At 60.2% G+C, this 17,312-nt stretch carries 19 protein-coding genes; 9 read left to right on the top strand and 10 right to left on the bottom strand.

Features of this window, described 5'->3' with window-relative positions:
• Positions 1 to 19: 19 nt before the first annotated feature.
• From IVA81_RS36305 to IVA81_RS36295, 3 genes are all read right to left on the bottom strand, one after another.
• Positions 20 to 826, bottom strand: coding sequence for an enoyl-CoA hydratase-related protein (locus IVA81_RS36305; RefSeq protein ID WP_247327174.1), 807 nt, complete (start codon positions 824 to 826; stop codon positions 20 to 22).
• Positions 827 to 1,025: 199 nt separating this feature from the next.
• Positions 1,026 to 1,784: an SDR family NAD(P)-dependent oxidoreductase gene (locus IVA81_RS36300; protein ID WP_247327172.1), complete on the bottom strand. Its 759-nt coding sequence runs from the start codon at positions 1,782 to 1,784 to the stop codon at positions 1,026 to 1,028.
• Positions 1,785 to 1,838: 54 nt separating this feature from the next.
• The gene (locus tag IVA81_RS36295; RefSeq protein WP_247327203.1) at positions 1,839 to 2,441 is read right to left on the bottom strand and encodes a TetR family transcriptional regulator; all 603 of its coding nucleotides are present in this window, start codon (positions 2,439 to 2,441) and stop codon (positions 1,839 to 1,841) included.
• A 210-nt stretch (positions 2,442 to 2,651) separates the two neighbouring features.
• On the opposite strand from IVA81_RS36295, the gene IVA81_RS36290 reads away from it, so the two are divergent.
• Together IVA81_RS36290 and IVA81_RS36285 are read left to right on the top strand one after the other, a co-directional pair.
• A complete protein-coding gene (locus tag IVA81_RS36290) occupies positions 2,652 to 3,824 on the top strand; it encodes an acetyl-CoA C-acetyltransferase (protein ID WP_212079869.1) in 1,173 nt (390 codons plus the stop codon).
• Between the two features lie 114 nt (positions 3,825 to 3,938).
• A complete protein-coding gene (locus tag IVA81_RS36285; RefSeq protein WP_247327170.1) occupies positions 3,939 to 5,483 on the top strand; it encodes an acyl-CoA synthetase in 1,545 nt (514 codons plus the stop codon).
• 119 nt (positions 5,484 to 5,602) lie between these two features.
• On the opposite strand, the gene IVA81_RS36280 is transcribed toward IVA81_RS36285, so the two are convergent.
• On the bottom strand, positions 5,603 to 6,145 hold the full coding sequence (locus IVA81_RS36280; RefSeq protein ID WP_247327168.1) for a methylated-DNA--[protein]-cysteine S-methyltransferase: 543 nt from the start codon (positions 6,143 to 6,145) through the stop codon (positions 5,603 to 5,605).
• 135 nt (positions 6,146 to 6,280) lie between these two features.
• On the opposite strand from IVA81_RS36280, the gene IVA81_RS36275 reads away from it, so the two are divergent.
• Positions 6,281 to 7,099 (top strand): alpha/beta hydrolase, encoded by an 819-nt coding sequence (locus tag IVA81_RS36275; RefSeq protein WP_247327167.1) that lies wholly within the window; start codon positions 6,281 to 6,283, stop codon positions 7,097 to 7,099.
• 17 nt (positions 7,100 to 7,116) lie between these two features.
• Positions 7,117 to 7,932: an alpha/beta hydrolase gene (locus IVA81_RS36270; RefSeq protein WP_247327165.1), complete on the top strand. Its 816-nt coding sequence runs from the start codon at positions 7,117 to 7,119 to the stop codon at positions 7,930 to 7,932.
• A gap of 112 nt (positions 7,933 to 8,044) precedes the next feature.
• On the opposite strand, the gene IVA81_RS36265 is transcribed toward IVA81_RS36270, so the two are convergent.
• The gene (locus IVA81_RS36265) at positions 8,045 to 8,992 is read right to left on the bottom strand and encodes a hypothetical protein (RefSeq protein WP_247327163.1); all 948 of its coding nucleotides are present in this window, start codon (positions 8,990 to 8,992) and stop codon (positions 8,045 to 8,047) included.
• Positions 8,993 to 9,269: 277 nt separating this feature from the next.
• Between IVA81_RS36265 and IVA81_RS36260 the strand changes: the two genes are divergently transcribed.
• Entirely contained in the window at positions 9,270 to 11,204 is a 1,935-nt protein-coding gene (locus IVA81_RS36260) for an ATP-binding protein (RefSeq protein WP_247327160.1), read from the top strand.
• A 681-nt stretch (positions 11,205 to 11,885) separates the two neighbouring features.
• On the opposite strand, the gene IVA81_RS36255 is transcribed toward IVA81_RS36260, so the two are convergent.
• The 3 genes from IVA81_RS36255 to IVA81_RS40550 form a co-directional block, all read right to left on the bottom strand.
• Positions 11,886 to 12,053 (bottom strand): hypothetical protein, encoded by a 168-nt coding sequence (locus IVA81_RS36255; RefSeq protein WP_247327158.1) that lies wholly within the window; start codon positions 12,051 to 12,053, stop codon positions 11,886 to 11,888.
• A gap of 22 nt (positions 12,054 to 12,075) precedes the next feature.
• The gene (locus IVA81_RS36250) at positions 12,076 to 12,267 is read right to left on the bottom strand and encodes a hypothetical protein (protein ID WP_247327156.1); all 192 of its coding nucleotides are present in this window, start codon (positions 12,265 to 12,267) and stop codon (positions 12,076 to 12,078) included.
• Positions 12,268 to 12,829: 562 nt separating this feature from the next.
• Positions 12,830 to 12,955 (bottom strand): hypothetical protein, encoded by a 126-nt coding sequence (locus IVA81_RS40550; RefSeq protein WP_256469418.1) that lies wholly within the window; start codon positions 12,953 to 12,955, stop codon positions 12,830 to 12,832.
• 416 nt (positions 12,956 to 13,371) lie between these two features.
• Here IVA81_RS40550 and IVA81_RS36245 point away from each other — a divergent pair, with 416 nt between their 5' ends.
• The 4 genes from IVA81_RS36245 to IVA81_RS36230 all read left to right on the top strand — a co-directional run bounded on the left by IVA81_RS36245 (position 13,372) and on the right by IVA81_RS36230 (position 15,980).
• A complete protein-coding gene (locus IVA81_RS36245) occupies positions 13,372 to 13,578 on the top strand; it encodes a hypothetical protein (RefSeq protein ID WP_247327202.1) in 207 nt (68 codons plus the stop codon).
• Between the two features lie 74 nt (positions 13,579 to 13,652).
• Positions 13,653 to 14,240 carry an RNA ligase family protein gene (locus IVA81_RS36240; protein ID WP_247327153.1) on the top strand — a complete coding sequence of 196 codons (588 nt, stop codon included), beginning with the start codon at positions 13,653 to 13,655 and terminating at the stop codon, positions 14,238 to 14,240.
• 372 nt (positions 14,241 to 14,612) lie between these two features.
• Positions 14,613 to 15,305: an MgtC/SapB family protein gene (locus IVA81_RS36235; protein WP_247327151.1), complete on the top strand. Its 693-nt coding sequence runs from the start codon at positions 14,613 to 14,615 to the stop codon at positions 15,303 to 15,305.
• A 297-nt stretch (positions 15,306 to 15,602) separates the two neighbouring features.
• On the top strand, positions 15,603 to 15,980 hold the full coding sequence (locus IVA81_RS36230; protein WP_247327147.1) for an NUDIX hydrolase: 378 nt from the start codon (positions 15,603 to 15,605) through the stop codon (positions 15,978 to 15,980).
• Positions 15,981 to 16,039: 59 nt separating this feature from the next.
• Here IVA81_RS36230 and IVA81_RS36225 read toward each other — a convergent pair whose 3' ends face one another.
• Positions 16,040 to 16,294, bottom strand: coding sequence for a PepSY domain-containing protein (locus IVA81_RS36225; RefSeq protein ID WP_247327145.1), 255 nt, complete (start codon positions 16,292 to 16,294; stop codon positions 16,040 to 16,042).
• Positions 16,295 to 16,473: 179 nt separating this feature from the next.
• Positions 16,474 to 16,896, bottom strand: coding sequence for a hypothetical protein (locus IVA81_RS36220; RefSeq protein WP_247327142.1), 423 nt, complete (start codon positions 16,894 to 16,896; stop codon positions 16,474 to 16,476).
• Between the last annotated feature and the right edge of the window lie 416 nt (positions 16,897 to 17,312).

The following is a 17,312-nucleotide window of genomic DNA, read 5'->3' as shown; positions in this document are numbered from 1 at the left end:
CTTTGCGGATCGTTCTGGTTCAGCGCTTGATATAGACAGGCTTTCGCTTCTCAAGGAAGGCCCTGATGCCTTCCGAAAATTCCTCGGAACGGCTGCACAGGACCTGGTTGCGATCCTCCATTGCGATCGCAGCCTCCAGCGATCCCGCATCGACGCTGATGTTGAGGCATTCCTTGGATAGACGCAGGCCCACGGGGGAGGCAGTCATCATGGCGTCGATAAAAGGCGCGGCCGCATCATCGAGCTTGTCCTCGTCGACGACCTCTGAGACGAGACCAACCGCGAGTGCGCGCTCGGCGCCGATGAAGCGTCCGGTGAGGATCAGTTCCGATGCGACGGAGACGCCGACAAGGCGTGGCAGGAAATAGCTGGTGCCGATGTCGCAACCGCCGAGGCCGAGCTTGATGAAGGCGCAGTTCATCCGCGCCGATCTCGTCGCGATACGGATGTCTGAGGCCAGCGCCAGCGCAAAACCGCCGCCGGCGGCCGCACCCTGAACCAGCGCGAGAATCGGCTGCGGGCAGCGGCGCATCAGCATTACGATGTCGGCAATGCGGCGCTGCGAATCCAGCGATTCCGTGACGCCGGGTGGCTCCTGCTGCCCGGCACGGCGCACCATCGCCGCCTTGAGATCGAGCCCCGCGCAAAAATTCCTACCGGCGCCCTTGAGCACGACGACACGCGTGTCGCGGTTGCGCTGAAGGCCCTGGAAATAGACGTTGAGCGCGTCGATCAGCGCGGGATCGAGCGCGTTGAGATGTTCGGGCCGGTTCAGCGTCACCCGGTCGACGCCGTCGTCATGCTCGATCAGCAGCGGTTGGGACATGAGAGCCTCGTGCTAGCCGCGGGTCACGGCGCCGATTGCTGCGCCCTCTCCCCTTGCGGGAGAGGGCATGCACGTCGGTAGCCACAAGTTTCGCTCGGGTGAGGGGCCTGCCTCCACAGTACGAGCCCGCGGAGAGAACCCCTCATCCGGCGCTTCGCGCCACCTTCTCCCGCAAGGGGAGAAGGAAAGAGCGCACCGCCTACCTTGGCGCCATACGAATCGCGCCGTCGAGGCGAATGGTCTCGCCGTTCAGCATCGGGTTCTCGACCATGTGCACGGCGAGCGAACCGTATTCGGCGGCATCTCCGAGGCGCGAGGGATGCGGCACCTGGGCACCGAGGCTCTTGCGCGCCTCTTCGTTCAAACCCATCAGGAGCGGCGTGAAGAACAGACCGGGCGCGATGGTGTTGACGCGGATCTTCTGGCTGGCGAGATCGCGCGCAGCCGGCAGCGTCAGGCCGACGACACCGCCCTTCGAGGCCGAATAGGCAATCTGGCCGATCTGGCCTTCGTAAGCGGCGACCGACGCCGTGTTGATGATGACCCCGCGCTCTTCGCCGACGGGCTCGATCGTGACGAGGCGCTCGGCGAACAGCCGCAGGCAGTTGAAGGTGCCGATCAGATTGACGTTGATGATGCGCGCGAACTTTTCCAGCGGATAGACGCCGTCGCGGCCGACGATGCGCTGCGAGCCGCCGATGCCGGCGCAGTTCATCAGCACGCGCGCGACGCCATGCGCGGCTTCCGCCCTGGCGATCGCCGCCTTGATCTGCTCTTCGCTGGTGACATCGGCGTGGAGCGCGATGCCCTTCACTTCGGCGGCGACCTTCTCGGCATTGTCCTTGTTCTGGTCGATCACGCCGATCTTGGCGCCCTTGGCTGCCATGGCGCGGGCGGTCGCCTCACCGAGGCCCGAACCACCGCCGGTGATGAGAACGGCTACGTCTTTCAACTGCATCGCTTGTACCTTTCCTTGGGCGTTTCTTCTCTAGACTTGAGAGGTTCAGCCGGATCATCCGGCTGCGACAGCTTCCTCGGCTTGCGTGAGGATTCCGCCGCAGATCAGCGTTTCCATGTGCTTGATGTATTGCCGGCAGACGTCGTCTGTGACCGGGCCGACGCCGGTCGCGCGAGACATCGCGTGCCGGCCGAAGAACAGGTGATCGCAGGCGCCGATCAGGCTGGTGTAGAACAGCACTGGATCGGTCTGCCGGAACTCACCGCGGCTGACACCGTCGGCGAGCAGCCGGCGATGAAAGTCCAGCAGCGGGGCCACGAAGAACTTCGAGACTTCGTCGGCCGAGCCAGCGCTGGTTTCATGCAGCAGATAGTGGATCAGCCGGTTCATGTAGGGGAACCGGTGATAGGCGCGGATGATGCCGCCGATATGCAACTTCAGCTTGGCCGTCGCCGTGATCGGCTGCGCCAAGAGGTATTCGAGGTTGGACATTTCGGTCGCGGCGTCGCGCGCGAGCAGCGCCAGCAAGAGGCCGTCCTTGTTGCCGAAGTGGTATTTGACCAGCGCGGCATTAGCGCCCGACTTCTGCGCGATGTCGGAGAGTGAGATCTCGATCGAGGAGCGTTCGATCATCAGCTCGCTCGCGGCCACGAGCAATTTCTCCGCGGTGGAATTCTTCCCGCTGGGGAGCCTGTTCGGTACGCTGGTAGCCACGGAAGATCCCTGTTCGCCGCTCGAAGCGGGGCGCAGCTAAGCCCAAGCAGCGCCTCATCACAAGAGTTAATTGATCGATTGACTAAACGATCTCCCGTCCCTTAAATCCGTCCCCGACAACCAACCCAATCAAGAATTCAGGGAGAGACCGATATGGCCGAGGCTTACATCGTCGCCGCTGCGCGCACCGCGGGCGGGCGCAAGGGGGGCCGCCTCGCCGGCTGGCATCCGGCCGATCTCGCCGCCAAGGTACTGGACGAGCTGGTCGATCGCACCAAGGTCGATCCCGCCCTGGTCGAGGACGTGATCATGGGCTGCGTGATGCAGGTCGGCGAACAGTCCAACAACGTCGCGCGCAACGCGATCATGGCCTCGAAGCTGCCGGAGAGCGTGCCCGGCACCTCGATCGACCGCCAGTGCGGCTCCTCGCAGCAGGCGCTGCACTTCGCAGCCCAAGCCGTGATGTCCGGCACCATGGACGTCGTGATCGCCGCGGGCGTGGAATCGATGACGCGCGTGCCGATGGGCCTGTCGTCGCAGCTTCCGGCCAAGAACGGCTTTGGCAATTACAAGAGCCCTGGCATCGAGGCGAAGTATCCCAACATTGTGTTCAGCCAGTTCACCGGCGCCGAAATGATGGCTGAGAAGTACGGCCTGTCGAAGGATGATCTCGACGAGTACTCTTTCAACAGCCATCAGCGCGCGATCGCGGCGACCCAAGCCGGCCACTTCAAGAAGGAGATCGTGCCGCTCGAAATCACCCGCGCCGACGGCTCGAAGGACACCCACCACATCGACGAGGGTATCCGCTTCGACGTCACTCTCGACGGCATCAAGGGCGTGAAGCTGATCGCCGAGAACGGCAAGCTCACCGCTGCCAGCGCCAGCCAGATCTGCGACGGCGCTTCCGGCGTGATGGTTGTGAACGAGCGCGGCCTCAAGCAGCTCGGCGTCAAGCCGCTCGCGCGCATCCACCACATGACCATGACCGGCGGCGATCCCGTCATCATGCTCGACGCGCCGCTGCACGCCACCAAGCGCGCGCTGGAGAAGGCCGGCATGAAGGTCGACGACATCGACCTCTTCGAAGTCAACGAGGCCTTCGCCTCAGTGCCGACCGGCTGGCTGAAGACCACTGGCGCGGATCCCGCGCGTCTCAACATCAACGGCGGTGCCATCGCGCTCGGCCATCCGCTCGGCGGCTCCGGCACCAAGCTGATGACCACGCTGGTCCACGCCCTGCACCAGCGCGGCAAGCGCTATGGCCTGCAGACCATGTGCGAAGGCGGCGGCATGGCGAATGTGACGATCGTGGAGCGGTTGTAGGGAAGACAAGAGCGAGTAGTGAGTGGCGAGTAGCGAATGGTGATTAGCGAAGAGCGGCTCTGTTCTTCCCTACTCGCAATTCGCTATTCGCCATTCGCGTTTTGAGGACACGCCATGACCCACCCCTCCATCCACGCCCGCACCACGCCGAACAAGATCGCCTATCAGATGGCCGGCACCGGCAAGGCGATCACCTATCGCGAGCTCGACGAGCTTTCGAACCAGGGCGCGCATCTGTTCCGCTCACTCGGGCTGAAGGCCGGCGACCACATCGCGCTGTTGATGGAGAACCGTCTCGCCTTCATGGAGCTCTGCTGGGCCGCACAGCGCAGCGGGCTCTATTACACCGCGATCAGCCGCTATCTGAAGCAGGACGAGATCGACTACATCATCGCTGATTGCGGCGCCAAGGTCGTGATCACCACGCCGAAATGCGCCGACCAGATCAAGGGCCTGATCAAGGGCGCCGCCGGCGAGCCGATCTTCTACATGATGGACGAGCCCCTGCCGGGCTTCCGCTCCTACGACAAGGAGGCCGCCGCGCAGCCGACGACGCCGATCGCCGACGAGGTGGCCGGCTACGACATGCTGTATTCGTCCGGCACCACCGGCCGGCCCAAGGGCGTCAAGAAGGCCTTCGAGGGCAAAGCGATCGACGAGCCGAATCCGCTTCTGCGCGTGCTCTGCGCCGACATGTGCGGCATGAACGCCGAGAGCGCCTATCTGTCACCGGCGCCGCTCTATCACGCCGCTCCCCTACGCTTCAACATGATGGCGATCGTGCTTGGCGGCACATCGATCATCATGGAGCACTTTGACGCCGAAGATTTCCTGAAGCTGGTCGAGAAATACAAGGTCACGCAGTCGCAGCTCGTGCCGACCATGTTCGTGCGCATGCTGAAACTGCCGGACGACGTTCGCACCAAGTACAACGTCTCCACGCTCAAGGGCGCCATCCACGCTGCCGCCCCCTGCCCGGTCGACGTCAAAGCAAAGATGATCGAGTGGTGGGGACCGATCCTGATCGAGTATTACGCCGGCTCGGAGGGCAACGGCGTCACTGTCTGCAGTTCGCCGCAATGGCTGGAGCACCGCGGCAGTGTCGGCCGCGCCGTGGTCGGCAAGATCAAGATTCTCGACGAGAACGACGAGGAGCAGCCGCTCGGCGAGATCGGCACGGTCTACTTCGCCGACGCGCCCGCCTTTACCTATCATAACGATCCCGAGAAGACGAAGAAGGCCTACAACGCCAAGGGCTGGTCGACGCTCGGCGACGTCGGCTATCTCGACAAGGATGGCTTCCTCTATCTCACCGACCGCAAGTCCTACATGATCATCTCCGGCGGCGTGAACATCTACCCACAGGAGACCGAGGACGCGCTGATCACCCACCCTGAGGTCGCCGATGTCGCCGTGTTCGGCGTGCCGAACGAGGAGATGGGCGAAGAGGTGAAGGCGGTGGTGCAGCCGCACGACATGAGCCGCGCCGGCAAGGCCTTCGAGGCCGATTTGATCGCCTACTGCAAGGGCCGCCTCTCCGCGATCAAGTGCCCCCGCTCGATCGATTTCGAGCCCGAGCTACCGCGCACGCCGACGGGCAAGCTGGTGAAGCGGCATCTGCGTGACAAATATTGGCCGAAGACGGCGGCGAAGATTTGAGGCAGGATCCGTAGGGTGGGCAAAGGCGCGAAGCGCCGTGCCCACCACCTTTCAAAGTCACGACCGAAGTGGTGGGCACGCTTCGCTTTGCCCACCCTACGACGCCTGCGCAAGTATCCTTAATCGAACAAATTCGGCGTGTGGTTCACCAGCGCGCCTTCGATCTCGAGCATCTTCAGCTTCGTCACCACGCCGCCGTTGGCCGAGAATCCGCCGGGCTTGTTGCCGGCGGCGAGCACGCGATGGCAGGGCACGACGATCGGGCACGGGTTGCGGCCGAGCGCCTGACCGACGTCGCGCGACAGCTGGACGCCGCCGAGCTGCTTGGCGATATCGCCATAGGTGACGGTCCTGCCCGGCGGGATCGCGCGGGCGATCTCGTAGACGCCGCGGTTGAAGTCGGGCACCCCGTCGAGATCGAGCGGGATGTCGGTGAGATCGTCCGGCTCGCCCGCGAGCAGCTTGACGATGCGATCGATCGCCTGCTGGACTTCGGCGGTCGGCTCGGCTTCGGTCGCCTCGGCATGGCGCTGACTGATGCGGGTGCGGATCTTCTGCTCGCCGCCCATCGGCAATTGCGTGCCGTTGATGCCGCGCGGGCCCCAGGCGGTGGCGCAAAGGCCGATCCTGGTGTCGAACAGGGCAAAATGCTGGTCGGTCATGGCTTGGTTCCTGGCTTGCGTCCTTGTCGCATGCCCCCAGTTTCATCTCCCGCTAAATCTAGGCTTGGAAATAGTTGCGATCCACCCGGTTTCCGGGAATCTTGCACAGGAGTTCCGCCGCCTCGCGAGTCCAGAATGCAAAGCCTCCACGTCAACGGATACGACATGCCCTATCTCGACGTGGGCGAAGACAGAGGCCGCCCGCCGCTGGTCTGCGTGCACGGCTCGCTGAACGACTTCCGTGTCTGGGGCTGCGTGCTCGGCTTGCTGACGCAGCGGCACCGGGTGATCGCCGTCAGCCTGAGGCACTTCTTCCCGGACCGCTGGGACGGCCTCAGTGACACCTATTCGATCGCGCAGCATGTCGAGGACCTCATCGCCTTCATCGAGAAGCTGGACCTCGGCCCGGTCGACCTGATGGGCCATTCCCGCGGCGGGCACATCTGCTTCCGCATGGCGCAACGGCGTCCAGACCTGCTGCGGCGGCTGATCCTGGCCGAGCCCGGGGGCGAGCTCGATGCGAGCCTCGATCCGGACTACGTCGGCGGCCCCTCGCCGCTGCTGGCGCGCTTCACCGCCTCGGCCGAGAAGATCGCGGCCGGCGATGTCGACGGCGGCCTCGCCGTCTTCGTCGACACGCTGGAGGGCGCCGGCACCTGGCCGCGGCTGCCGGCCATGGTGAAACAGAACCTTCGCGACAACGCTTTCACCCTGATCGGCCAGGTCCGCGACAATCGCCCGCCGTTCTCGAAGGCGGATGCGGAGTCCATCAAAATGCCGACGCTGTTCATCCTGGGCGCCCGGACCAAGGGGCTGCTGCCAAAGGTGTTGCATGCGCTCGCCGCGCATGTGCCCTATTCCAAGACGGCGACCATCCCGAACGCGACGCATCCGATGTTCGAGCAGGCGCCGCAGAGATTCTCCGAAGTGGTCTTGGATTTCTTAGCAAGTTAAGTTTTGGCGAGCTGAACATGCAGACATTCCGCGTCAACGGTTACGACATGGCCTATCTCGAAATCGGCGAGGGCCCGCCGCTGGTCTGCGTGCACGGCACACTCGGGGATTTCCGCACCTGGTATTCCGTGCTCGGCCCGCTGTCGAAGGCCCATCGCGTGATCGCGGTCAGCCTGCGGCATTTCTTTCCCGAGCATTGGGATGCCGTCGGCGACGATTACAAGATGGCGCAGCACGTCGCCGACATGCTTGCCTTCATCGAGCAGGTGAGGCCCCCCGCACCCGTCGACCTGATGGGCCATTCACGCGGCGGCCACATCGCATTCCGCGTCGCGCAGGCGCGGCCTGATCTGCTGCGAAAGCTGGTGCTGGCCGAGCCGGGCGGCGATCTCGATGCATCCCTGCCGGTGCCCGAAGGCACGCCCTCGCATCCGCCGCTGGCTGCACGCACGGCGCGATCGGTCGAGATGATCCGCGCCGGCGATATCGACGGCGCGCTGCAAAATTTCTACGAGGGAATCGAAGGCGACGGCTCCTGGCGGCGCGTGCCGGCGGCGGCCAAGCAGCAACTGCGCGACAACGCGCTGACGTTCCTCGGCCAGATCAACGAGCAGCGCAGGCCCTATACGCTCGCGGACGCGCAGGCGATCAGGACGCCGACACTGCTGATCGGCGGCGGCGGCACCACCGGCAGCCTGTCCGTGATGTGGCGCGTGCTCGCCGAGCACATTGCAGGCGCCAAGAGGGCGGTGATCCCGAACGCCGGCCATTGGATGTTCGAGCAGTCCCCGCTGGAGTTCGGCGAGGTGGTGAGCAGGTTTTTGGCGGAGTAGCTCTCTTCTTCCCTTCTCCCCTTGTGGGAGAAGGGTGGCTGTGATTTCATCCAACATTACAGCAGTTTAGCTCTTTAGTGTCCCAATAGTGTCCCTACCAGAGGCCGCAACACTAATCCTTTCGTCCAGGCTTGCGCAGTTCTCGCAGCGGGACGGTGGGAATTACGCAATCCCCTTCCGGCGGTGAGACCTCATCATCAGCATAGTCCTGAGGGCTGCTAAGGATCGGCACCGGGTCACCGAGCCAACCGCATTTATCGCAGGTCGGCCGCTCCCATTCGAGTTCGGGAGCACTTGAGTGATAACCGCGTTGCGGCGAGAGCCGATTAGAGCCGCAAGCAGGGCAGCTTTCAGGTACGGCCCGGACGTGTCGAATGACCTGAGACGCGGCTAAGCCAAGCGCGTGCTCAACCGTCGTAGTCGCGGCTTCTGCATCGTACCATGTTGAGGCTTTGGCGTGCGTAAGCCAGTTGGCAAAACGCCACGCTTCCTCAAGCAACGTCTTGAGCAAATGGCGACGATGCTCATGCGTGTTACCGGCAAGGCTCGTGAGACATACATGGTCCACCCAAGCCTTGAAGTCGGCCTGCTTAGGCTTGTTCGCCCGGTCGAGTGCCCACGGCATCACGATCTGCGCTGCGCTGGTGAAAGCAAGTAGCGCCTCACGGCAACGGACGCCGACCGTTTGGAAGTCGCTGACTTCCTGGGCGCTCGCCAACGCATCCGAGGCTTCCGACATGTGGCGAAAGCAAGCGGCGAGCGGCTCCACGGGAAGCTCCGCCAACTTCGGTTTCTGGCTGCGCGGGACGCGTAGGCATAGACCAACGTGGAAGGTAACTGCCAAATCCATATTCGGAAACTGGGCCTGAGAGTACAGGTTGGTCGGATTAGTTATAACCCACCAGCGGTCAACATTGGTGTGAACGTCCCACACGACATGCTGATGGTTGAGGATGGTTTCGGCGTAGACCTTCTGCAAGAACTCGACGGCGAGGTCGGGTGCCTGCCAATTCATGTAGTCCACAATTGCCTGCTTCTCTTCGGCCGTAGATGACAGCATAGCGCTTAACACTCCGCACACTTGATGCCGGGGATGGCTCGGTGTCCAAGGTCCATCGACGCAGCAATTGTCGTCGGTCGTCCTAAGGTGGCGATACAGCTTGCGCGTGCGGCAGGGATCGGTTTCAATAGTGACGCCACGGGGACTTGGCAAGTAACTTTCTTTGGGCTCGCGCGGCTCGAAAGCAATTTACATAGCAGAAAGCGTAATGGAGCATCGTTGATCTATGGGGGAAATGCACTTCAAGGTCCAAGTAGAAAGTGACCATATTCGGCGAATGACCGCAGGCAAGCCCATTCCAGCGTTAGCCGAACTCATTTGGAACGCGTGCGATGCTGATGCTACTCACATCGACGTTGAGATCGAAAAGGGAGAACTCGGAATGCAAGCCGTTGTCGTGAGAGACAACGGGCATGGCATTCCTCACGATGAGATCGAGCAGCTATTCGGAAAATTAGGAGGATCGTGGAAGGCGCGCGGAGCGAGGTCGAAGACAAAATTAGGCATCTTGCACGGCAAGGAAGGCAAGGGTCGCTTTAAAGCGCTCGCGTTGGGTCGCGTTGCCGACTGGACGATTGTGTACAAAGATGCGGACCACAGAAAATATCGCTACACTCTCTCGCTGATCCGCGATGATCTGGTGGACGTTCGGGTTTCCGAGCCCATTGAGGCCGATCCGCATTTCCCTACGGGGGTAGAAGTTCGCATTACGGAGCTGGATCGCACTTATAGATCGCTAGACGCGTCCCTTGCAGTAAGCTCCCTCGCTCAAATATTTGCGCTGTACCTGACGGAGTATCCGGACCTCTCCATTTCATTTGAGCATGAGCGGATCGACCCTCAGGTTCTGATAGCCCACCGAGACGTCCTGTCTTTGTCCGATATTGCAGATGCTGACAGCATTCACTCGGCGTCTGTTGAGCTGATTGAGTGGAAGATGCCCTGTGATCGGTGGATTTTCCTGTGCGGCGCAAACGGCCTCCCGTTCCAGCGCAGCGCTCCCTCTTTTCATGCGCCTGGCCACCAATTTACGGCGTACATCAAATCGTCTTACATCGATGAATTACAGGAGCGAGGTTTGCTTGACCTCGCTGAGTTGAATGCTGCGCTTCAAAGGGCTTATGACGAAGCGGTGGAAGCGATCAAGGCGCATTTTAAGGCGAGGGACGCATCGGCAGCTCGATCGAAAATCGAGCAATGGAAGGCGGAGGACGTATATCCCTATCGAGACGAGCCGACGACACCTGTCGACGTTGCCGAACGGCAAGTTTTCGATATCGTTGCTCTCAATGTGAACAAGCATCTTGCGGACTTTGAGGGGGCGACACGCCAAACAAAAGCTTTCCAACTCCGCATGCTCCGACAGGCAATCGAGCGCGGCCCCGATGAGCTGCAACTCATCTTGAAGGAAGTCCTCGATCTTCCACCTCGCAAACAGCAAGAACTCGCCAAGCTGCTTGAGGACGCCGACCTGGGCAACATCATAAGCGCATCCAAGCTAGTCGCTGATCGCCTGAAGTTCATTCACGGGTTAGAGGCTCTTCTCTTCGAAGCAGAGACCAGGGCTCTTCTCAAAGAGCGCAGCCAGTTGCATCGCATTCTCGCAGACAACAATACGTGGGTTTTTGGAGAGCAATTCAGCCTTACTGTGGATGACCAGTCGCTCACCGAAGTGTTGCGCAAGCACCACCAAATGATAGGCAGAGAAACCGTTATAGATGCGCCTGTTAAGCGGATCGACGGGAAGACTGGGATCGTTGACCTAATGCTATCCCGTTCTGTTCCACAGAACCGCATGGATGAGCGGGAGCATCTGGTGGTCGAACTAAAACGCCCGTCCGTTAAGGTCGGGGCCGAAGAAATTACCCAAGTCGAAAAGTACGCTTACACAATTGCGAAAGACGAACGCTTTAGGGGCCTGAAGACCCGGTGGACATTTTGGGTGGTGTCGAATGATTTGGATGACTTCGCTTCGGTAAGGACGCGACAGAAAGATAAGCCCCGGGGGCAGGTTTCGCAGACGGAGGATGGCTTAATCGAGGTCTGGGTGAAAACATGGTCCGAGATAATTTCTGAATGTAAGGCTAGGCTGCGCTTTGTTCAGGACCATTTGCAGGCAAATGTCGATAAGGATGCGTCGTTGTCTTACTTAAAGGTGACTTACGACAGATACTTGTCCGGGATCGAGGTTCAGGAAGATAATGCAGCGTGACTGTAACGTTTGATCAGTTGTCGCCGCGCGCCAGCTTCGCGACAGCTCGACGGAGCTTGATTTCAATGCACCGAGCGCAGATCAGCTCGCCGTCCCCGGCTGGTGACGCAAGAGGGGTCAGTTCTTCAGGCGCGAACTCTTCTTCGCAGTGATCGCAGCGGGGGATTTTGAGCATCCGATCAGGACGAACAAAGCCGCCACCCATCCGGTCATCAAACCTGTTCGTGCGCTACTCGCCCGACCTCGCGTCGTTATCCATAGCGTGAGCCCGGTCGAGGATAGCAGAAAGAAAAAGAGGGCCGAAGCCCTCTTTTAACGTCAGTACCGACGATAGCTCCGATGGTATCCGTAGCCGCGACGTACATAGGGTCGGCGGACCACGTAGGCCCCTCGCCGATACACGGGCCTTGTGCGAACGCAGCCGCGCGGACCGCAAGCCACTGCAACGCTCTCGACGTTGGATGACTGGACCTGTCCCAACGGGGCGAGCGGCATGGCTGAAGCGGTTCCAGGCGAAAGCGCTGCGCCACCTAACGCGGCCAAAGCGAAGAATGCGTATCTAAATTTCATCTCGTTCTCCCGTTGGGTGCAGCCTCCGCAGGCAGCGTAGAGGTTCCTCTGTGAACGAGGGATGAGCGTAGGATTAAATCGCGACAATCAACCGGGTAGACCTGCGATCAATCAGTGAATGGTTGACTTCACCGGGTCTGCCGATTGATCGAGAGCTGTATTTTCCTCGGCCTCTCGCACTTGGCCTCGAAGGGTCTCAAGTTCGGCAAGCTGAAAAAGAAGCGCCTGAGCGCGCAGGCACAGGACAATGCGGTTGTACGCCCGATCACGTTTACTCATTGCACGCCCCGGAAGTTTGTTCTTACCCAGCCGGATCAAGCGAGCTGGTTGAGCTAGCGACGTTGCATTCCCGGAAGTGGGACGACAGCTCAAGCTCAGCCAAGTGCTCCCAGCATTCCGCGTCCGCGAGGAGCTTCCATTTGTTCATGCTGTTGTAGGCGGCCTGTTGACGGCACAGAGAACCCATCGCGCGCAAGCGTCGCACCTTCTCCACTGCGAACCTCCTTCCGACTCGCTTTTCGCAAGCCATTGTTTGTCTCGGATTGAATGTCTCGCAGATTAAAATGACGGGTGATAGTCCGGTGTTTGACTGGTTTAAATGACAGCGCAATCGTCTGACTTTTCAAGGGCGTCGTATTTTCAGAAAGCGCTTGATTGCATCCAACGCTTCGAAAAACGGTGGCCGCGCTGATCGAGACGGCGACCTTCGCCTGCGAGGGGGCATCGTGATCACAACAAACAAAACGTTGATCAGTAGCCACAGCCCAATAACTAGGAGGATAGTCCGCACGCGAACCTCGCGAAAAAATTAACTAAATATTTAGCGTACTAAGATCATCAGGCCGGTTACCTCTCCGCCGTGCCTCCTGATCCTTTGGTGTTGCCGATTACCGCACCCCATCCGGCGCAGATCGTGCCAAGGCTTCAGCACTGCTAATGCGGGGATACGAGCGCGGCAACGCTGAACGCCACTATGCAGGCGGCGGCTAGGGACCAGAGCGCTATGGCGATCTCTCTAGGCATGGTGCCCAACATCATGCGCCGTACCGAGCGCTTTATTTTACGAAGTAGATGCTGGTCACCGCTAGCGCGATCAGGAGTGCGCCACCGATCAGTGCGATGGCAAAACAGATGCGCGCCGGGATCGAATACGTGTCGAAACGGGGTTCTCTGATGATCACGCTACGGCTCCTCCCGTGTTGGAGTGCAACCGGCTGTCTTCATGAATGGAACCAGTGAATTCCCTTTTTGGGACGGCGTCGAGTCAATTCAGTTCCCGCAGCCTGGTAAGGGCGAAGCCGGTGTGCCTAGGAGCCCCGGCCTCACAACCTCAGCCCCTGACAACAGGTTGTCGGCTACGCGTCCTGTCGGTCGGAGTGGCAGGATCGCGCCTTGATGCCCGCGCAAAAGCCCCATCGGGCCAGCCTGACCCCTCGGGGCTGGAGGGGACAAATGCGGGGCCAAGCGGTCCGACGGCTGGCGCGTGAGGAGCGCCATGCAATTGGAGGCTAGACCCAGTCAGCGATGTCGCTGTGTTCACTTGTGGCCAGGAACTAGTATTGTAATGTTCCCGCTTTGGAACATCGAGGCCGCGCGGATGAAAGACATGCAGGCCCAACTGGAGAAGCTACAGCGAAACGCCGCTGAGTGCGCCCTTATTCGGGACTTGGCGACTGATGCAAAGAAGCGTGAGTTGTTTGCCAGATTGGCCGAGCACCTTGCTGAACTCGCATCGGCAGTGGAGCAAACCATCGGTGAGGGCGCGGGCAGCGAAATCTCTCCTGATCTGCCGCCAAGGCCGTAGCGCTGGCCCCGGCTTTTGGATGGTGCCCCAAAGCTCCATCTCGCAATCAAGCTTCGAATGGCTATTTTTCGCGCATGCTTTCATTTGAGTTTTGCCTGCCGACCAAGGGCATTGCAGTCCCGAACGGCGCCGATTGGCTTCATGAAGTAAAATACGATGGGTACCGCCTCCGCCTGGAGCGCGATGGCGACCGCGTGCGCCTGATCACCCGTGGCGGCTACAACTGGGCCAGCCGTTATCCGTGGATCGTGGAAGCCGCGCGTAAGGTCAGGCAGAAGCAGTTCGTGCTCGATGGCGAGGCCGTCGTGCTCGGCGTCGATGGTGTCTCCGATTTCAACGCGCTGCACTCGCGCAAGCACGATCACGAAGTGCAGTTCTGTGCCTTCGATATTCTCGCCGAAGGCGGAGACGACCTCCGCGCGCTCCCGCTGTCGATGCGGAAGGCGAGCTTGGAGCGCCTGTTGGCGCGCCGTCCTGAAGGTGTCTTCGTCAATCCCTTCGAACGCGGTGAGCTTGGGCCTGATCTGTTTCGAGCGGCCTGCAACATCGGCCTTGAGGGACTGGTGTCCAAGCGGCGGGACCGTCCTTATGAGGCCGGTCGCTGTCGCTATTGGATCAAAGTGAAGAACCGCAAGCATCCAGCGATGGAGCGCGAGCTATGACCAGCAGAGCTTCCTCGCGCTCGCTTCCGCGCTGCTGGAAGATCAGCATCGCCAGCCCACGCCTCCTAAAGCATCGGTAAGGGAGACTCGCCCGAGTGCAGCACTAACAGCGGACTCAACGGCCGATCTGCACCGGAGGCGAGACTTCGGCTCTACACCCGGCTCCAGAGTGCCGCAGCACTGCGCCAACGGACGCGATGAGCCAGAACCGGACCTTGGCGGGAATGCCGAAGGAGAACCGGCTCGCGCTCCGAATTTCTCCAATACATTTGTATGCGGATAGCGCATGCGCTTTAATGCAGCCTTGCTTTGACTTCGCATAGGGGAAAGAAGGCCGCCGACCCCGGTCGATTTTCCAAAGGGAGTTGATTTATGGGCCACGACGAACTTGTAATAATCGTCAGAGTAGCGGGTGCCCTGCTCATCGGCGCTATGATTGGATTTGAGCGTTCGTTTCACGGCAGGCCAGCGGGTTTTAGAACCCATTCCCTGGTCTGCATTGCCTCAGCCATTCTGATGATCGTCACGGTTTATCAGCACCAATGGATGACGTTGCTTGAACATGACGCCATCCGGACTGATCCGACCCGCATGGCGCAAGGCATCATGACCGGCATTGGATTTTTGGGCGCTGGCGTCATCTTCAAAGAGGGCCTGACTGTCCGGGGACTAACAACGGCCGCATCCATTTGGGTAACGGCAGCTATCGGTATTCTGGTTGGAATTGGCTTCTGGTTTGCTGCGGTTGTCGGTGCCCTCGCGACCTTGATGGTGCTCGCGCTGTTCCGGCTGATCGAGACGCGGCTGCCGAGTGAGTTCTATGCCCATCACATGTTGCGCTTTGGCCGGGATAAGGTCATGGGCGAAAGCGAGGTCCACAAGATGATTGGCGATCACGGCTTTACGATTGCGAACCTGTCATCCCGCTTAAGCGAAGGCGGGCAGCAGTTCGAATACCGGATGACCATCAAGAGCCGCGACAGGGCCAATGCGGAAAGACTTGCTAAGCATTTGCGCGGCTTGCCCGAGGTGGTTGAGTTTCGCATCACGCCAACGGGGGACTAGCTCCGAAGTGGCCTATTGCGACTTAGGGCTGCTAACTGGCGACTTCAGCGGCGAGACCACAAGATGATGATGCCGATGACAATCGGAGCCAGTCCGAATGCCATCGCGACCCAGAACTTGGGCTCTTGGAGGATGTCGAAGATTTCGAGCATGTTACGTAAGGATAGCACCTGAACACTTGGTCACGACCTGTAGGATTGCTCCGTGATACTACGGAGAGCGAGCCGACGCTCATCCGTTGCAGGTCGAACCAGCCCGTCTAGAGTGGCGCTGATCTGAAAATCGATTCGAAGAGAAATGGCGAAGTCTTCAAAACTTGTTGTCGCGAAGAAAGGTCGCGTGCTCCTGGTCAGACGACGGCGCGATAGGCTCTGGATGTTTCCGGGCGGTCGCAAGCGTGCAGGAGAGAGCGAAAGGAAGTGCCTGCGCCGAGAGATCAGGGAAGAACTGCCGAAGCTCAAGCTGGGGCCGGTGAAGCTCTGGAAAGAAGTGAAGGCTAAGAATCGTCGGTCCGGTCGCAAGATGAGTGACGCGATCTTCTTAGCCAAGAACGCGTCCGGCCCTCTGAAGATCGGCGACAAGAAGGAGATCGACAGAGCAGTATGGTGCAAGCCACGTGGAATCAGGCTGACACCGACGTCGCGCTACATTCGGGACAAATTGTTTCCGAAGTGAATTATGTCCCCGCAGTCGGCAAAGACAACTGGCGAAGACGTCTTGCATGATCTCAAAGGTTAGTGGTCTGGCTTTTCGCGCACGATGACGCCGGTCTTGGGATCGGCATGAAATTCCATCTTCTGGCCGTTCTTGATGCCTTCGCCCTCCCACTGGCCGTCGTCGGCTTCGAGCTTAGTGACCTGGGAATAGCCGGACTCGATCACCTTAGCCTTCACTTGCTCCATCGACATCCAGTCAGGTCCGGGTTGATCAGCTCTCGCTGCTGAACTCATGGCGAGAGAACCGAGGACCAGAATTGTGGCAAGCTTCATTATGGATCTCCTCTCGTTAGAGGCGTTAACGAGAGCGCTGACATGATTGTTCCTCTGCCACTCTCTCGCAAACACAATCGCCGAGCTGGCGGTCTAGAGGGCGCGGCCCTCTTGGCGCCGAGTTCCGCTTGCGAAAAAATCCCGTCTCCAAGGGAAAACCAAAGAGACGGGATTTAAGGCTAAGTCAGAGGGAGGTACTTGCTGGCCAGCGCGTACCCCCGCCGCAAAGATAGCACAAGAAGGGCTCGCACTATAGGCAGTTTATGGCCGCCCGCCCGCGTCATGTCCACTTGCCCCTGAACCGTTAGGCGCGGCGTACTCCAAAGTATATTTTTTCCCCCACGATGAAAGCCCGCTCCTTCATAGAAGCGCAGTGTAGTCTCCCGCTTAGACCCCGTAGCCAGGTGGACTTTGTAGCAATCCGCCTCCACCTCAGCCTTGCGCCACTCTGCGCGCCGCCGATCAATCGCCAATGCCTTACGCGTCTCAACATCCATGATGATCTTGTCGATCTCGGCGCCGTCGAATGTGCGCTTCATGCGCAAGACGATGGACAGCACCATCACGACATCACCATAGGGCCGCAGCAAATCATCCGCCATGGTCTCGCAGAGACGGACAAACTCTCAGCAGCTTCGGGCGGCCGACAGACCAGCGACGCATACTTGATCGCATGTTCAACATCGCTGACGGAAGCATTTGGTTCGGCTTCAAGAGGCATACGTTCGGCGACCGACGCGGCGACGAGTTCGATGCAACGGCCGACCTGCACGGGAGGCGATGACTTCGGCTCTACTCCCGGCTCCAGACCTGCCGCTGCACTGCGCCAACGAACGCGATGGGCCAGAACCGGACCTTTGCTTGTTCACTCAATTACCTTATCGGCGCTCGCGACGAGCGCAGGAGGTACGAAAAGCCCCAGTTGCTTGGCTGTCTTGAGGTTGAGGGACAACTCGAATTTGGTTACTTGGTAAATCGGGATGTCGCCGGGCTTTGCTCCTCGGAGAATCGCGTCGAT

This window comes from Bradyrhizobium sp. 141 (genome assembly GCF_023074055.1).
Lineage (GTDB): Bacteria > Pseudomonadota > Alphaproteobacteria > Rhizobiales > Xanthobacteraceae > Bradyrhizobium.
Note: the sequence above shows the minus strand (reverse complement) of the source record. Positions and strands in the feature narration are given on the sequence as shown.